The organism is Marinobacter maroccanus (assembly GCF_002933275.1).
Taxonomy (GTDB): Bacteria; Pseudomonadota; Gammaproteobacteria; order Pseudomonadales; family Oleiphilaceae; genus Marinobacter; species Marinobacter maroccanus.
In genome coordinates, this window is the sequence record NZ_PSSX01000009.1 from 36,105 (window position 1) to 52,690 (window position 16,586).

General features: G+C 57.0%; 12 protein-coding genes. 5 read left to right on the forward strand and 7 right to left on the reverse strand.

Features of this window, described 5'->3' with window-relative positions:
* Nucleotides 1-4: 4 nt before the first annotated feature.
* Nucleotides 5-1,231, reverse strand: coding sequence for a pyridoxal phosphate-dependent aminotransferase (locus tag KEHDKFFH_RS11450; RefSeq protein WP_064227150.1), 1,227 nt, complete (start codon nt 1,229-1,231; stop codon nt 5-7).
* A gap of 240 nt (nt 1,232-1,471) precedes the next feature.
* Between KEHDKFFH_RS11450 and KEHDKFFH_RS11455 the strand changes: the two genes are divergently transcribed.
* On the forward strand, nt 1,472-2,455 hold the full coding sequence (locus KEHDKFFH_RS11455; protein WP_104322052.1) for a D-2-hydroxyacid dehydrogenase: 984 nt from the start codon (nt 1,472-1,474) through the stop codon (nt 2,453-2,455).
* A gap of 73 nt (nt 2,456-2,528) precedes the next feature.
* Here KEHDKFFH_RS11455 and KEHDKFFH_RS11460 read toward each other — a convergent pair whose 3' ends face one another.
* From KEHDKFFH_RS11460 to KEHDKFFH_RS11475, 4 genes are all read right to left on the reverse strand, one after another.
* Nucleotides 2,529-3,194: a LuxR C-terminal-related transcriptional regulator gene (locus tag KEHDKFFH_RS11460; protein WP_064227147.1), complete on the reverse strand. Its 666-nt coding sequence runs from the start codon at nt 3,192-3,194 to the stop codon at nt 2,529-2,531.
* A 44-nt stretch (nt 3,195-3,238) separates the two neighbouring features.
* Complete coding sequence (gene acs / locus KEHDKFFH_RS11465; RefSeq protein WP_104322053.1) at nt 3,239-5,188, reverse strand: acetate--CoA ligase; 1,950 nt, start codon at nt 5,186-5,188, stop codon at nt 3,239-3,241.
* Between the two features lie 304 nt (nt 5,189-5,492).
* Complete coding sequence (locus KEHDKFFH_RS11470) at nt 5,493-7,028, reverse strand: fatty acyl-CoA reductase (protein ID WP_104322054.1); 1,536 nt, start codon at nt 7,026-7,028, stop codon at nt 5,493-5,495.
* Nucleotides 7,029-7,250: 222 nt separating this feature from the next.
* Nucleotides 7,251-8,576 (reverse strand): MinD/ParA family ATP-binding protein, encoded by a 1,326-nt coding sequence (locus tag KEHDKFFH_RS11475; protein WP_104322055.1) that lies wholly within the window; start codon nt 8,574-8,576, stop codon nt 7,251-7,253.
* 205 nt (nt 8,577-8,781) lie between these two features.
* On the opposite strand from KEHDKFFH_RS11475, the gene KEHDKFFH_RS11480 reads away from it, so the two are divergent.
* From KEHDKFFH_RS11480 to KEHDKFFH_RS11495, 4 genes are all read left to right on the forward strand, one after another.
* The gene (locus tag KEHDKFFH_RS11480) at nt 8,782-10,767 is read left to right on the forward strand and encodes an HDOD domain-containing protein (protein ID WP_104322056.1); all 1,986 of its coding nucleotides are present in this window, start codon (nt 8,782-8,784) and stop codon (nt 10,765-10,767) included.
* Nucleotides 10,768-10,791: 24 nt separating this feature from the next.
* Nucleotides 10,792-12,966 (forward strand): EAL domain-containing response regulator, encoded by a 2,175-nt coding sequence (locus KEHDKFFH_RS11485; RefSeq protein ID WP_104322057.1) that lies wholly within the window; start codon nt 10,792-10,794, stop codon nt 12,964-12,966.
* A 233-nt stretch (nt 12,967-13,199) separates the two neighbouring features.
* Nucleotides 13,200-13,853: a class I SAM-dependent methyltransferase gene (locus KEHDKFFH_RS11490; protein WP_104322058.1), complete on the forward strand. Its 654-nt coding sequence runs from the start codon at nt 13,200-13,202 to the stop codon at nt 13,851-13,853.
* A 49-nt stretch (nt 13,854-13,902) separates the two neighbouring features.
* Nucleotides 13,903-14,910 (forward strand): DUF2156 domain-containing protein, encoded by a 1,008-nt coding sequence (locus KEHDKFFH_RS11495; RefSeq protein WP_104322059.1) that lies wholly within the window; start codon nt 13,903-13,905, stop codon nt 14,908-14,910.
* On the opposite strand, the gene murI is transcribed toward KEHDKFFH_RS11495, so the two are convergent.
* Together murI and nudC are read right to left on the reverse strand one after the other, a co-directional pair.
* Complete coding sequence (gene murI, locus KEHDKFFH_RS11500; RefSeq protein ID WP_104322060.1) at nt 14,888-15,751, reverse strand: glutamate racemase; 864 nt, start codon at nt 15,749-15,751, stop codon at nt 14,888-14,890. The two genes, KEHDKFFH_RS11495 and murI, sit on opposite strands and share 23 nt — an antisense overlap.
* Nucleotides 15,748-16,563 (reverse strand): NAD(+) diphosphatase, encoded by an 816-nt coding sequence (gene nudC, locus KEHDKFFH_RS11505; RefSeq protein ID WP_104322061.1) that lies wholly within the window; start codon nt 16,561-16,563, stop codon nt 15,748-15,750. The genes murI and nudC overlap by 4 nt, the downstream gene beginning before the upstream one ends.
* Nucleotides 16,564-16,586: the final 23 nt, after the last annotated feature.

Consider the following 16,586-nt stretch of genomic DNA (forward strand, 5'->3'; position numbering starts at 1 on the left):
TACCTCAGAACTGTTGCTTGGCCATCCACGGGATGACGCGATCAAACGCCTCTTCCAGTTTCTCGCAGGTTGTGGAAAAACTGATCCTGACGGCGTTGGTACACCCTTCGCCGAAGGCATCACCGGGCACCATACAGACCCCCGTTTCTTTCAGCATCCGCAGGGCCAGATCCGAGCCGTCTACATGGGGCGGAAGGTCAGGAAACGCAAAAAAGGCACCGCCAGGCTTGTAGCCCGTCATATAGGGAGTCTGATCAACCAGCTCAACCACCTTGTCCCGACGTTCACGATAGATATCGACCATATCTCGAACGCACTGCTGGTCGCCTGTCAGAGCGGCCACACCGGCAAACTGTGACGGCGTGTTTGCCACCGACGTGGTGAACATGTGGTAGCGACGCAGAGACTTGATCGCCGCCTGACTGGAAATTACCCAGCCTACCCGCAGCCCCGCCATACTGTAGGTTTTGGAAAAGCTGCTGATGCACATGATGTTATCCAGGTCCATCGAACAGTTCAGCACGCTGGCGAAGTCGTCATCGTCAAAGATCAGGTGATCGTAGACTTCATCCGCATAAACCTGGATGCCCCGGTAGGCGCACTCTTCAAGGATGGTTTCAACGGTACTGCGCGGGTAAACCGCCCCGGTCGGATTATTGGGGTTATTCAGGATAAGCGCGAAGGTCCGGGGCCCCATGGCACGGATCACTTCATCCGGGTCCAGCTGGTGGTTATTTTCCGCCCGGGTCTGGACAAACTTCACCTCACCGCCGTTCATTCGGATCAGTGGCGCATAGAGCAGGAATGACGGATCCGTCACGATAAACTGCCGACCTGGCGCGGAGGTGGCAGAAATCGCCAGGTACATGGCCTCTGTGGCACCACTGGTAATCAGGATGTTATCCCGGGTCAGCTTGCGGTTGTAACGCTTGCCGTAGTAGTCGCGCAGGGCCACCAGCAGTTCCGGCAGTCCGGCATCCATGGTGTAGCCGGTCTGCCCCGCATTGAGCGCATCGATATAGGCATCAATCACGTGCTTGGGGGTCGGCAGATCCGGCTGACCGATGGAAAGATGAATGACATCCTTCATGGTGGCCGCCATATTCACCATGCGCCGGATGCCCGGCACCGGGATAGCCTGCATGGCAGGGTTCCAACTGGCCTTCGTTTTCCGGTACTTCACTCTACGCGGTTTGGTCTGGCCGGTTTCTTTGTTGGCGGCTTCTGCCATAAACACCTCCTGCAAACGGGGCAAATAAAATCCACTCCTGCAGGTTAGTCAGTATGAAAGGCCTCTACAAGACAAAACGTCATAAAGATGGTGTACGTGAAAGTACCGCCATCACCGCCGTCAGGGCAAAATCTGTTACCCCGCAAGTTGACCCGACAGTACCTGCCGACCAGACTGTAAATACCCTCATGGGCGATCATCAGTCACACATAGTCATTCATCACAAAAAGCGGAGGCTTAATGACTCAGCACAGCAAACCTGTTGTTACCGTTCTCACCGCGCCAGGGGAGCAGGAACCGCCGGGGATGGACGCAGTCAGGGCCCGCGCGGATGTGCGTTTTGCCTGTGACGAGCCGACCCTTCGCGACACCCTGCCCGGCACCGACATCATGATGGTGACGGACTTTCGCACGGAGGCCCTGGCAGCCGCCTGGCACACGGCAGACAAGCTGAAATGGATCCACGCTACCAGTGCTGGCGTTGATGCGCTGATGTTCCCGGATCTGATCAAGGGCGATGTCACCGTGACCAATGCCCGGGGCATTTTCGACCGCACCATTGCCGAGTATGTGCTCTGCACCATCCTGATGTTCGCCAAGGATTTCCCGAACTCCATCCGGCTGCAGATGAAGCACCAGTGGAAACATCGGGATACTGAGCGGGCTGAGGGTAAGCAGGTTCTGGTTGTCGGCGCCGGCTCCATTGGCCGCCAGATTGGTCGCCTGGTCGGCGCTGCCGGATTAAAGGCACACGGCATTGCCCGCAAACCGAGAAAAGAGGATCCGGATTTTGTAGCGGTGCACGGCAACGACGATCTTTACGAGCAGCTGGGGCACGCGGACTTTGTGGTGATTGCGGCACCCCTGACGCCCCAGACCGAAGGCCTGTTTGACGCGAAAGCCTTCAAGGCCATGAAAAACTCCGCCCGCCTGATCAACATTGGACGTGGCCCGATCGTCAAAACCAATGATCTGGTCAAAGCCCTCGAAAATGGCGAAATTGCCGGCGCCGGACTCGATGTCTTCGAAGAAGAACCGCTGGCAGAAGATCACCCGCTCTGGGACATGGAGAACGTTACCATGACCGCCCATATGGCCGGCGATTTCATCGGCTGGAAGCGGGCGCTGACCGACCAGTTCCTGGAGAACTTCGACCGCTGGCACAAGGGCGAGGAGTTGTTCAACCTGGTGGATAAGGAACTGGGATACGCTGGCAGCAAATAACCGACTTTATCCGCCAGCAGAAAAAACGGGAGCCCGCAGGCTCCCGTTTCACATTCAAACCAGTAAAACCAGATCAGCTACCAGACAACGACTGGTCCGAAGGATCGATCTCCATCTGCTGAATCGCAATCACCGCCTGGGTGCGGTTGCGCACCCCGAGCTTCCGGAACACCGCCGTGATATGCGCCTTGATGGTGGCCTCCGACACGTCCAGATCATAGGCGATCTGTTTGTTCAGAAGCCCTTCGGCCAGCATCCCCAGCACCCGGAACTGTTGCGGAGTGAGCGATGCCAGCTTCTCGGAAAAGTCGGTGGCATCCGAATGCATCCGCTCGATCTTGTCCGCCACACCCTCCGGCAACCAGACATCCCCTTCAAGGACAGCCTGAATCGCCTCGGTGATGGTGGGCAGCGGCGCCGACTTCGGAATAAAGCCGGAAGCGCCGTAGTCAATCGAGCGGCGCATCACCTGCAACTCCTCGGATCCTGACACAACCACCACCGGCAACCCCGGGTACTGCCCGCGCATAAACACGAGCCCGGAGAAGCCGTGGGCACCCGGCATGTTGAGATCCAGCAGAACCAGATCCGCATCCGGGTGCGACTCTACCGCCGCCTGCAGTGCCTTGATGCTGTCGACTTCCACCGTCTCGGCATCGGGCACCGCCTGACTGACCGCCTGCTTCAATGCTGCGCGAAACAGCGGGTGATCATCAGCGACGATAATTGTTTGTGCCATTCAACAGATTCCTTACAGGTACGTGGCCTGGTAACACACAGGCGTTACTGGTTCGCACGACCGCTGATCAGGTCATCGACTACACCCGGATCTGCAAGCGTAGACGTATCACCCAACTGATCGTGCTCGTTAGAGGCAATCTTACGCAAAATCCGGCGCATAATCTTGCCAGAACGGGTTTTTGGCAGTCCAGGCGCCCACTGGATCACATCCGGGGAGGCAATCGGGCCAATTTCCTTGCGCACCCACTGCACCAGTTCCTTCTTCAGTTCGTCAGAGGGCTCCTCACCATGAACCAGGGTAACGTAGACATAGATGCCCTGCCCCTTGATTTCATGGGGATAGCCAACAACAGCCGCTTCGGCGACTTTATCATGGGCAACGAGCGCGCTTTCCACTTCCGCGGTACCCAGACGGTGACCGGACACGTTCAGAACGTCATCGACGCGGCCGGTGATCCAATAGTAGCCGTCCTCATCACGACGGGCGCCATCACCGGTAAAGTACATGCCCTTATAGGTGCTGAAGTAGGTCTGGGCAAAGCGCTCATGATCGCCAAAGATTGTGCGCATCTGGCCCGGCCAGCTGTCCAGGATAACGAGGTTACCCTCGGTCTTGCCTTCGAGGATATTACCTTCGTTGTCCACCAGTGCCGGCTGCACACCGAAGAACGGAACGGTGGCGGAACCCGGCTTCAGGTCGATGGCGCCCGGCAGCGGAGAGATCAGAATGCCCCCGGTCTCGGTCTGCCACCAGGTGTCGACGATGGGGCACTTGCTGTTGCCGATGACCCGATGGTACCACTCCCAGGCCTCCGGGTTGATGGGTTCACCCACGGAGCCAAGCAGTTTCAGGCTTTCGCGGGTGGTGCCGTCCATGCAGGACTCGCCTTCAGCCATCAGGGCCCGGATAGCGGTCGGGGCCGTGTAAAGAATGCTCACCTTGTGCTTGTCCACCACCTGACCCATGCGGGAGCTGTCCGGATAATTGGGAACGCCTTCGAACAGAACGGTGGTGGCGCCGTTAGCCAGCGGGCCGTAGAGAATATAGCTATGGCCGGTCACCCAGCCGAAATCGGCAGTACACCAGTACACATCGCCATCGTGGTAATCAAATACGTACTCGTGGGTCATGGATGTGTAGACCATGTACCCGCCGGTGGTATGCAACACACCTTTCGGCGCGCCGGTGGAACCAGAGGTGTAAAGCATGAACAGCGGATCTTCGGCGTTCATGGGCTCTGGCGGACAGTCTGCCGCGGCGGACTTCATCAGGTCCTCATAACGCGCGTCACGGGCATCATTCCAGGGCACTTCGGAATTGCCGGTACGGGTCACAACCACCACTTTCTCGACACTGGCGGCGTCTTCGTTCTTCAGGGCCGCATCCACGTTCTTTTTCAACGGAATCTTGCGACCGCCACGGACACCTTCATCCGCGGTGACCACAAAGCGGGACTTGCCGTTCACGATCCGCGCGCCCAGGGCTTCCGGAGAGAATCCGCCGAAAACCACAGAGTGAATCGCACCGATACGAGCGCAGGCCAGCATGGCGACGGCTGTCTCGACAATCATCGGCATATAGATAGTAACGACATCACCCTTTTTCACGCCCAGACCTTTCAGGACGTTGGCGAACTTGCTGGTTTCCTCGTGCAGTTCGCGGTAGGTCACGTTACGCGAATCGGCCGGATCATCACCTTCAAAAATGATGGCTGTCTGGTCGCCACGTTTTTCCAGATGACGGTCCAGGCAGTTGGCTGAGGCGTTCAACTGGCCATCTTCGAACCATTTGATGGACAGATTGTTGTAATCGTAGGTCGTGTTTTTCACCTTGGTGTAAGGCTTGATCCACTCAAGGCGTTTGCCGTGCTCACCCCAGAAGGTATCCGGGTCTTCAACTGACTGACGATACATCTTTTCATACTGTTCCCGGTTCAGAAGGGCTCGTTTGGCCACTTCCGGGCTCACCGGATATACCTGTTTATCAGTCATTGTGCTCCCCCTTTAGTCAGAGTCTGTTGTCATTGTCGGTTTTGGAATTCAGACGTTGAGGCCTCTCCGGCCCTGTAGACGGATAGTGGTAGTTCACCATGCCAGCCACTACACAATGAATTAGACTAACGTCCTAATCCGCCTGAACTTTTAGCCAAAAAAGGTCGAAAACCCGCAAGAAAACAACGGTAAATTACGTCGAACGAGAAGCTTTCTAAAGGATAGTTCGATTGCAGCCAATGGCAAACCGGGAGGGAAGCGGGCTACGCAAAAAAGCCCGGTCCTGACGACCGGGCTCATGGCTTCACGCGGCCTTTTTACGAGCCTTGGCGGAGCGCAGGCTATATACCTTGCGCTCTTTCAGAGCGTAGCGGTTGAGCCCTGCGAGGTGAATCTTGCGAAGGTAGACCGCCCAATCAATCTGGCGGGCATCCACCGGGAACAGAACTTTGTCGAGCTCGCCCATTCTGGAGGCCAGTGCCAACAGGTCGTCGTTCCGGAAGATATAGTCCGGTGCGGTGTAGAAACCAAAGATGGTTGCCAGGGACCGGGTGGTATCCAGGTTCCGGAGCACTCTCAACTCGCGGTTCTGGCCCAGCATGCGCAAAACCTTCCCGGTAATGCTCAGGGGAATGCGCACGCCGCCGACAACGGCATCGAACAGCCGGCGGTTAACCGCAATAAAGGGTTTGGTCGGCTGCCGGTAGAACAGCTGATCGTATTCTGCGAAGTTGGCCCTGGATTCCGCCATCAGGTGATCAATGAACTGTCCCAGGGAAACCGGGTTGGAGCTGCCACTGCAACACTGGTAAATCCGGTGACGCGGCGCATCCACAACGGCTTCGGCGGCGGCAAGAATGATGGCGTTGGCCACCAGATCCACGGGAATAACATCGATAACGCCGGCACGCTTGCCCGGGAATAGCGTGACCTTCTCGCGGGCGTAGGCCAGGATAATGGCGTCTGCCACCTTCACCCCCTCAATCCAGCCCGGCGCGGGCTCCTCGAGCGCACTTTCAATAATCGATGGGCGCACGATCGTCAGCGCGCGTCCTGACAGGGCCTTCAGCAGAAGTTGCTCACCGAGCCACTTGGTAAAGGTGTAGGTATCGCTCCAGCCGTAGTGATTGGCTTCACGGATGCCCAGATCCACCAGCTTCTTTTCGAGCATTTTTCCGGAGTAGCGAGAGCGTACGTCCGCAATCTTGTCCTCCAGTAGCCGAACCAGCTCGTCAATCTCGTAATAACCTTCCGTGCTGCGGGGAATGGATTCACCCGCCGGCTTGATCACGGTCTCTGTGATCTGGCCGGAATTCATGCCGTTTACATAACAGGTGGACACCTGAAGGACTGCCAGGGCTTTGTTCTGCCGGGCAAGTTCGGCGACGTTTTCCAGGCATCGGGTGTTGATGGCAAGCGCTTTGTCGAGTTCTTCACGGAAGTTCACACTGGCCGCGGAATTGATGACCACATCAATGGTGCCAGCGAGCTTGCGGAAACGGTCACCGGACAGGCCAAACAATGGTTCTGTCACTTCCCCGGTAACGCAGTGCACACGCTCTTCAATGAAGGTTTCGAAAGCCTCGTTGTCATCCTGACGCAGGCGATCAAAGACAGACGAGGTGGCGATTTCATCGAAAAAACGCTCCCGGGCATTGGGGTGACGTTTGTTACCACGGATCAGCAGGTGAATGCCGCCGATGTCTGGAACGGCGCGAATAAGCTTTTCCAGCACCACCTTGCCGAGAAACCCGGTGGTACCAGTAATCAGAACATGCTTGCCCCGGAGCCGTTCAAGTACTTTTGACGACGCTTCGGGATTCAACTGCTGTGTTGCCATGGGAGAACTCCTTCTCATTTCAATTCGTTGTCGGCGCACACCTGCCAACAAAAGGAAAGTTTGCGAATCCGGTACGACAGATCCACTGCATATTGCGGGCCACGATTAAGATTTATGGTTAATCGTTGCACAACTTTGGTGACAGAGTGGTGACACACAGCAAAGTTACGCTACAAAAAGTGCTAATAAAATGACGGAAAAGAGGGTAGGTTTTTCTGCCTATCAGGAGCGCCCCTGGTCACTGCCCGAGAGAGACCGCAAAAGCTGATCCAGGGAGATATCCGCCGGCTGCTCCTTCAACACCCGTACCAGGCGATCCTGCTCGCCAAAGCTGATGCGGTCGTAAAACGGCTCGCGGAGCACCGGGTGGGCCGGCTCAGGGGTGGCCGGTTCGCGCGCGGGAGGCGAAATCTGGTCCGCCAGCTCACGAAGATGGATGGCCAGATGATTCTTACGCTCCGGGCTGAGATTCTCCCACTGGAAAGACCCCAATCCGGTCTGGATAATCTCGATGGCATCACTGTCCAGCGTGCTCCCCAGCAGTGCAAAAAGCCGGGTGAATGCTTCATAACGCAGCATCGGGTCGACCGGCGCCTGACTGAATACAGCCTCAATTTCACCAACGGCCTCCAGGCAACGCTCTTTGATCGCCGGCGCCTCACTCTCAGCCTGGGGCTCTGGCTTGCTCAACCCTTTGGGCGGGGTCGCGGACTCTCTTTTGGACACCTTGTGCCAGTAGGCTGCAATACCGGCCTTGCGCCTGGGTAACTGGGACAGTCGCACATCCAGCATGTCCGCAAGAGTATGAAACTGGCGGCATGAGGGGTCCGAAACGGGCAGAAGTGCAACGGGCTTCTGGTTGAGAACCGACTGGCGAAGGGTTTCGTCCCGCCAGATCCCACCCATGTAATGGAGCGAGATTCCCAGGTGGCGCTGAGCAGCGGCATCCAGACGCTGAAACACGGATCGCGCCTGACTGGCACCCTGGGCCATATTCACCAGAATGCTGGGAATCCGGTTGTACCCCCTGCGCCGCAGAACCTTGATCAGCGAAAAGGCGTCGGTCAGGGAGGCCGGATCCGGGGTCACGACCATGCACGCCAACTCCGTTGCAGCAATCATATGTAGCCCGGCGGCCTGCAGACCGGCAGCGGTATCGGTGATGACGTAATCGTAGCGGTTTTCCAGATTATAAAGCGCCCGCAGTATGCGGAGGCTTTCAGTCGGCCCCATATCCATGCATTCCTGCACACCGGAAGCCCCTGGCACGATGTGCAGGCCGTAATCCGTCTCGAGGATAATATCTTCCAGACGACACTCTCCGGCCATCACATTGGCAAGGGTTTTTCGCGGATACAGGCCCACCATGATACTGACATTGGCCAGATCAGTGTCGCCATCCAGCAACAAAACCCGGTTATCCTGCCTCGCCAGGGTAAGCGCAAGATTCAGGGCAACCGAGGTTTTACCCACCCCACCCTTTCCGCCGGTAATGGCGATGGTGCGAGGTTGGTTCGGATTGTGCTTAACAGGTTCTCTGGCGCTCATCACCGGTAATCTAGGTCCCTGATTTTTCGGTTTCGGATAGTTTAACCTGTAAAAATTCTACACATATCACGAATCAGATAATATATTGCTTAAAAAAAGAGCAATAAGTATTTAATAACGACGGATTATTGTCTAAGCTCTTTTCGGACAATAAGAATGAACGCTCCGTCAGATACTGATTTTTCGCCGCACGGCAGGTAAGCCTATGCACATTGCGCCTGATTTACAGCTACCGAGTCTCCCGGAAGTGACCTTGCGGGCGCTCGATGCTTGTCATCAGGACGAAAGCTACCGAAAAATCAGCGAGATTGTCTCTGCCGATACGGCGCTGGTGGCTCGTATACTGGCACTGGCCAATTCCGCCCTGTACGGTCCCTCTACCCCGATCCGATCCGTTGACCAGGCACTCCTGAGACTTGGCACCCGCCGTTTTCACACGCTGGTACTGACCGCCGCCCTGCGGCAACTGCTCTTCGAACTGGGCGGGGACGAATGGCAGCAGCTCAGAGACTTCTGGCGACACTCGCTTACTACCGCCCTGACCGCCCGGGCCCTGGCCACGCTCACCCGTTACCCGGAACCAGACGAAGCCTTCATGCTGGGCATGCTTCACAACATCGGCGAACTGATCGCTATTAAAACGCCAGTCACCGAGGCGAAGCAACACTATCTTGATCACCAGTCAGACATCGCCGCCGAGCTCGTGGCTTCCTGGGGACTGGGGCCCATGGCCGCCGATGCCATGCGATATCAGCAAGCCTTGCCCTCGGAACTGCGGGATGCCGGGCATCTGGTAAAGCTGATCAGCCTCGCTACCCGGCTGGCTCTGTCCGACGCCGCAGGCATTGCAGCTGCAGGCACGGTATTCGGGCTGAACGAAGAACTGACCCGCGAGATCAACCGCCGTATCGGACATGAAGTCTCGGGTATGGCTGCCTCTATGGGAATTCCACTGGATGAGGATTACTGTGGCGAAAGCGCCTCGAGGCAACTCAAACAGACCATTCTTCGTCAGGCCATGGCGAACCAGGCCATCAACCTTGCCGACCTGACCGGTGAAACCGAGGATATTCTCGCCGAAACGGTAAACAGTCTTACCCTTATCACGGGCCTGCCGGCACTTTGCTTTGGGCACACAGGAGACAACCTCGTGCTCCTGTCCGGCACCATTGGCGACATCCCCGAACTGGCAGTAACCGCCAAGCCCGGCGGCAGTGTGCTCACCGAAGCTTTCATTTCCGGGCTGCCAGTCAGCCTTGGCGAACGCTCACCAACGGTGCTGGACCGTCAGTTGCTCTCATTGTTACACACACCATCGCTGCTGGCCGTGCCGGTCAGGGATGGTGACAATTGCCCTGGCGTATTCGCCCTTGGCACCGACAATGATCATCTTCCGACAACGCTTGAACTGGCTGATATCTTTACCCACCAGCTGTCTTCCGTGTTGGCAAACCGAACGCCTGCTGGAGCAAACGCGGACACTGCAGCGGAAGGACTGGATCAGGAAATAGCCCGTGACCGGCTGCGCAAACAGGTGCACGAGGTCAGTAACCCGCTGACCATCATCAGACAGTACATTTACCAGTTACGCGGCAGGCTCGAAGATGCCGGTGTCCAGCAGGAGCTGGACGTGATCCGCGATGAGCTGGACCGGGCCGGCAACCTTTTGCTGCAGATGAGCCATACTGACAACAGCCAACAGGGTGACGACGGGGTTGAGCTCAATGCCGAACTGGAAAGTCTGGCCCGTATCCTCGAAGATAGCCTGTTCAGCTCAGCGAACCGCAACCTGAAGTTATCCCTGTGCAGCGAACCAACACGGGTTACAGCCGGCGCCACCAGAATTCGCCAGGTTGTTATCAACCTGGTTCGTAACGCTTCGGAAAGCCTTCCGGATGATGGCGGCACAGTTGAAATACATACGTCTTCCCCGGTGTGGCAGAATCATCGCACCTGGGTGGAGCTGGAAATTAAAGACACAGGCAGGGGAATACCCGGTGAGATCAGGGACACCCTGTTTTCACCGGTAAAAACCACAAAGGGAGAAGGCCACAGCGGTTTGGGCCTGAGTATTGTGAAGCAGCTAATCGATGACATGGAGGGCATCATAGCTTGTCGGACCGGGCAGGAGGGCACCACCTTCCGGATTCTGTTCCCGGCCGCCAGCCATAAAAAGAACGAGACCGACTGACGCAGAAACAACGGACACAGACCGATGGCACCTGAACAAACTGATCAGCCTTTCAGTCACGGGTTAACGGCACGGATACTGGTAGCGGACGACGAACCCCGCCTGCTGAATACACTGGCTTCGCTGTTGCGCAGCCGGGGGTACGAGGTTGCCGAAGCCCACGGTGGTCGAAAAGCCTGTGACCTGATTGACCAGCAAACATTCGACCTGGCGCTGCTGGATCTGCGGATGCCGGAGGTCAGCGGCTTCGATGTCATGGCCCACCTCGCCAATAGTCAACCGGATTGTGGAGTGATTGTGGTTAGCGGCGAGAGTTCCTTCAGCGCCGTGAGCCGCGCCCTGCGCCGGGGCGCCCTGGACTACATCCGCAAACCCTTCGATCCTGAAGAATTGCTGGCCACGGTCGAGAGTGTTATCGGGAAGAAATCACTTCTTGAAGCCCACGAACACATCCAGATGCGACTGGAAAAATCCGAGGCCTTGCATCGATACATCGTAAACAGCTCGCCCGACATCGTTTTCATGCTCGATCACGACGGCCACTTCTGTTTTGTAAACAGCAAGGTCGAGAGCCTGCTCGGATATCAGCCAGCGGAACTCTGTGGTCAACATTTCCGACATATCCTCGACGACCGGGACGTGACCCGGGGAACCCTGGCCCTGAAGGGCCCCAACATTACCGCGGACAATCCCAGAACCCTGGAGGTTCGCCTGAAAACCCGCGGAAGCCGCCGGGCAACCCGACATTTCGAGATAACGGCCTTTCCAATCGATCCGCAAACCTGGCCCCATTCTGGAACAACCCAGGGTGGCGGGAATGGCAATGGCGCGCGCTATTACGGCACCGCCCGCGATGTCACCGAGCGAAAGGAGGCCGAAGCATTCATCAATTTCCAGGCCTATCATGACTTGCTGACCCGCCTGCCAAACCGGGCGCTTTTCAAGGACCGTCTTGAGCTCGCGATAACCCACGCCAAACGTGGCGGCCAGAAACTGGCAGTGATGTTCCTGGATCTGGACCGCTTCAAGGTCATTAACGATACCCTCGGCCACGCCATGGGAGATCGTCTGCTGCAGGCAGTAACCCACCGTCTGGAGAAATGTCTGCGCAAGGGCGATACCCTTTCCCGCTTCGGTGGCGATGAATTCACCCTGTTATTGCCTTCCATCCACAATCACGACGATGCCAGACAGATCGCCAAGAAACTGATTGATGCCCTGAGGGCGCCTTTTCAGTTGGGTGATCACGAGGTGTTCGTGGGCGTGAGTATCGGCATCGCCATCTTCCCGGAAGCCGGTGAATCCATGGACCAACTGATCCAGAACGCCGACATTGCCATGTACCACGTCAAAGGCAAGGGCAAGGACGGCTACCGCTTCTATTCCGACAGCATGAGCATCGACACCGCCAACCGGCTTAACCTGGAGCGGGATCTGCGCCTGGCGCTGGAGCGGGACGAGTTAAGGGTTTTTTACCAACCCCAGGTTTGCTCCACAACCAACCGGGTCGTCGGTCTCGAAGCCCTGGTCCGCTGGCAGCATCCCGAACGTGGACTGCTCTACCCCAGGGACTTCCTGCCCCTGGCGGAGGAGACCAAATTGATCGGCCAGCTCAGTGAGCGGGTTCTGGATCAGGCCTGCCAGGACGTTGGCCGTTGGATCCGGGCCGGCCGTGCCGACCTCAGGCTGGCTGTCAATCTGTCACCCATCCAGGTCGAACACCCACGCTTTGTGGAAACCCTGATGCAGCAAGTAAAGGCCCACAACTTCCCCGCCGGCAACCTGGAAATCGAAATCACCGAAAACGTGATCATGAACGATCTTGAGCAAATCTCCCAGAAACTCCGGGAACTGGCGGCTCTGGGTGTCCGGATAGCGATTGACGATTTTGGCACCGGCTATTCGTCACTGAATTACCTGCACCGCCTTCCAATCCATACCCTCAAGGTCGACCAGTCTTTCGTAAAAGCCATTCGCAGCGGAGAAGATGGCGCGTGCATCGTGAATGCCATCGTCGCCATGGCTCACGGGCTGAAGCTGGAGATTGTTGCCGAAGGCGTGGAGACCGACGAGCAACTGGAATACCTTCGAGGCTTGGGCTGCCACCAGGTTCAGGGCTTCTTCTACGGTCCTGCCAGGCCTGCCGCCGAAATCTCCAGAACCCTCGGCACCACACGGGCTAAAGTCGCATCATTCTGACAGGCGATTATTTATTGTCTGACACTCCGATATAAAACCGCGATCTGGTTTGCAAAGTATTGCAGTACGTTACTTTGTGTATCCGGAAATGCGCATTACTGCACATATTTCTCCCACCCTGTTCTCTAAGCTCAAATCCATAGGCGCTGATCACCGGAATGTCCGACATTCTCGGACCAATAACGACAAAAACGGTGGCGGCATCCAAGGAACAAGAACAGGCAGCAGTCATCATGCGCGACAAGTACAAGTACATTGGTCCCGTCTACGATTTCCTGAGCAACCTCTATAGCGGAAAGAACATTCACCGTTGCAAGACAGCGATGTTGGATGTTGAAACCGTCCAGCCCGGAGACAGGATACTGTTCGCCGGGGTTGGCCACGGCCGGGATGCCATTCGGGCTGCTGAACTGGGCGCCGAAGTGACTGTGGTGGATCTGTCCGAAACCATGTTGCGAAAGTTTGCCGAGGCTCAGGAAAAAGAAGCGCCACACCTGACCATCCGCCGTATCCACAGCGACATCATGAAGGTGGATGAGTTCGAGCAGTACGACATGGTGGTGGCCAACTTTTTCCTCAACGTATTCGACGAAGACATGATGGTCCGGGTCCTGGAGCATTTGATCCGTCTGGGCAAGGCCGACGCCCGAGTGGTTGTTGGCGACTTTTCCTACCCCACGGGCAACCTGCTTTCCAGAATGTTCAAGAAGCTCTACTGGTACATGGCGGTCTTCATTTTCTGGCTGTTCGCCAATAATGCCTTCCACAAAATCTATAACTACCCCGAACACATGCAGCGGCTGGGCCTTCAGGTCACCGACAAGAAGCACTTCAAGCTTCTGAACATGAACTGCTACTGGTCCATTCTCGGACGCAAGCAGGCCTGATTACCCTCGCTAGAGAGTCACCCAACAAAAACAAACAGGGAGCAGCAGCATGTCGGATCAGATCCTCGCACTGGACAGGATTGGCACACTGGAAAGCGGCTCATTCACGTTTACCGAGCGGGTCGGATTCCTCAAGAAGTACGGAACCCACTCCCAGTCGTTCTCGACGCTCCAACCGGGCATGCAGTATTTCGATGTACCGGGCATGGGCTACATCGCTTACATGCGCAAGTGGGGTGCAACCTTCGTGCTCTCTGATCCTGTCTGCGCCCCGAAAGACTTTGGCAGCGTGCTGGAGAGCTTTCACCAGAAATTTCCGAATGCCAGCTACATACAGGTGTCCAAGCCCGTGGTCGATTTCCTTCATCTGCGCTTTGGCCTCTACGGCACCCAGTTTGGCAGCGAGTCCCGCATCGATTTGAGCAAATGGTCCGTTAGCGGAAAAAAGAAGCAGATTCTCAGAACCGCACTGAACCAGGCGGAGAAAAGCGGCATTACCGTCAAGGAACGTTTCAGCGACGACCACACCCGTGAAATATCCGAGGCCTGGATCCGAACCCGGAAATGCAAGAGCAATGAGATCCGCTTCCTTATCCGCCCCATGGAAATGGACTACCGAGAAAACGAAAGGCATTTCTATGCCTATCAGGACGGTAAAGCCGTTGGGTTTATCTATTTCGACCCGATCTATCGCAACAATGAGATCATCAGTTATGTGCCCAACATCTCCAGGGCCAATGCCGATTTTCGCCAGGGTATTTTCTATACCCTCATGGCCCATGCGATGGACGTGTTCAAGGCCGAAGGCGTGCCCTACCTGGATCTCGGGCTGATTCCCCTGTCACTGGATTCGGCAACCGAGCACCAGGAGAGCCGGCTGCTGAAACGTTTGCTGCACGGGGTCTATGAGAAAGGTAATTTCCTTTACAACTTCAAGGGCCTGGAATTCACCAAATCGCGTTTCCGGGGCGAGAACTTCAAGACCTACTGCTGTCACAAACGGTCGATCCCGGCGCTGGAATTCCTCGCCATGTTCAAGCTGACCCGGTTGCTGTAGCTTCCGGGGCTTCACCGGGCCAACCTTCTTGGAGCAGCTTGGGCGCCAATCCGAGTCCTGTCATGAAAGGTACGATACCCTCAGGTGCCGGGCCTGAAAACAATGCTGCGACTACGGGATGATCCCCTGTTCTGCAAGCCTGGCCTTTAGCCAACGCCAGCTGCCCCGCCTGATCCATCAGCCAAGCCACCCGCCGGGCGATGGCCTCGCCCGAGTCGACCCAGAAACGAACCGACGGCAAACTCAGCTTCAGACTCTCCAGCAACAACGGATAGTGGGTGCAACCGAGCACCACCGTGTCCACATCGGCATCGCGAAATGGCTTCATTGCCTCGCGCAGCTCGGCAAAGGGAACCTCGACTCCGGAAACCAGGTCCTCAGCCCAGCGCACCAACCCGGGATGACCAATACGTTCAACTTTGCAATCGCCGGCGAATTCTTCGACCAGCCTGTCGAGATAGGGTCTGCGAACCGTTGCCGGTGTCGCCAGAAGCCCCATCCGTCGGTTCACGGTTCTCGCCGCCGCCGGCTTGATAGCGGGCACCACCCCGACAACCGGCACTTCTGTCATGGCCCGTAAATGCGGCAAAACCACGGTGCTGGCCGTATTGCAGGCCACGACGATAACGTCGGATGGGTACAGCTGGAGAGCCCGGGCAATCAGGGTGCAACAACGTTCAATCACGACCGTTTCGGATTTGTCACCATAGGGGAAGCCTGCGTTATCTGCCAGGTAGACGATCTCCAGCCCCGACAGATGCCGGTGAATGCAAGCTGCAACGCTCAGCCCGCCCACACCGGAGTCGAACACCAGAACCCTTGGAGGCGCCTGCCCGCTCAAACCGGAATGCCTCCCCGGGAAATCTCGTTCTCCATAGCCCGGATCAGCCGGCCCGAAATCGTGGTTTCCGGCGGCACCGGTGGGGTATCACCCGGCAGGAACCAGTCGGCATCGGCAAGCTCGTCCTCCTGAAGAACCAGCTCGCCCCCGGCGTAGTCGGCAAAAAATCCGACCATCAGCTGATGGGGAAAAGGCCAGGGTTCCGACGCATGGTAGCGGATATTGGTGACATCCAGCCCGGTCTCTTCTTTAACCTCGCGATGCACTGCGCCTTCGAGGCTTTCGCCGGGCTCAACAAACCCGGCAATGAGGCTGTAGAAATGCCTCTTGACCCTCGAAGACCTTGCAAGCAGCAGCCGATCATCCCGACGGATCACCACAATCACGCAGGGAGCCAGCCTCGGATACCAGGGAATTCCGCAGGGTTCGCACCACTTGGCCCGCTCCCGGGGGTGGAAGCCGGTTTGTTCGCCGCAGCGGCCGCAAAAACGATGGTCCCGCCACCACTGCCAGACCTGAAACCCGGTGCTGAGCATATCGGCCGGGGCATCGCTGAGCATCAGCAAGGCATCCCGCAAGGGAATGGCCTCATGAGCACCAACACTGGAGTCTGGTAATTCGGTGACGAATACGTCTCGTCCTTTGTAGCTGCCCAGAGACACTGACTCGGGCAACCCGTCCCGGAAAAGGCGACTGCCGCCATCATGCAGCCAGCCGTTCTCAGGCTTGATCACGTCCGATCCCGACAACGCAAGGATCAGATCGCCTTTTTCCGGCGGCCGGGTCGTCCAGCCGGGTATCCACTGAGTCATTCGACCACCATTTGATGCGTCAA

Excerpts from the sequence above, each read along its gene's own strand:
- KEHDKFFH_RS11460 (WP_064227147.1), bottom strand. The coding sequence starts at position 3,194 with ATGGCACAAACAATTATCGTCGCTGATGATCACCCGCTGTTTCGCGCA.
- nudC (WP_104322061.1), bottom strand. The coding sequence starts at position 16,563 with ATGACTCAGTGGATACCCGGCTGGACGACCCGGCCGCCGGAAAAAGGC.
- KEHDKFFH_RS11485 (WP_104322057.1), top strand. The coding sequence starts at position 10,792 with ATGGCACCTGAACAAACTGATCAGCCTTTCAGTCACGGGTTAACGGCA.
- KEHDKFFH_RS11455 (WP_104322052.1), top strand. The coding sequence starts at position 1,472 with ATGACTCAGCACAGCAAACCTGTTGTTACCGTTCTCACCGCGCCAGGG.
- KEHDKFFH_RS11475 (WP_104322055.1), bottom strand. The coding sequence starts at position 8,576 with ATGAGCGCCAGAGAACCTGTTAAGCACAATCCGAACCAACCTCGCACC.
- KEHDKFFH_RS11480 (WP_104322056.1), top strand. The coding sequence starts at position 8,782 with ATGCACATTGCGCCTGATTTACAGCTACCGAGTCTCCCGGAAGTGACC.
- acs (WP_104322053.1), bottom strand. The coding sequence starts at position 5,188 with ATGACTGATAAACAGGTATATCCGGTGAGCCCGGAAGTGGCCAAACGA.
- KEHDKFFH_RS11450 (WP_064227150.1), bottom strand. The coding sequence starts at position 1,231 with ATGGCAGAAGCCGCCAACAAAGAAACCGGCCAGACCAAACCGCGTAGA.
- KEHDKFFH_RS11495 (WP_104322059.1), top strand. The coding sequence starts at position 13,903 with ATGTCGGATCAGATCCTCGCACTGGACAGGATTGGCACACTGGAAAGC.
- KEHDKFFH_RS11470 (WP_104322054.1), bottom strand. The coding sequence starts at position 7,028 with ATGGCAACACAGCAGTTGAATCCCGAAGCGTCGTCAAAAGTACTTGAA.
- KEHDKFFH_RS11490 (WP_104322058.1), top strand. The coding sequence starts at position 13,200 with ATGCGCGACAAGTACAAGTACATTGGTCCCGTCTACGATTTCCTGAGC.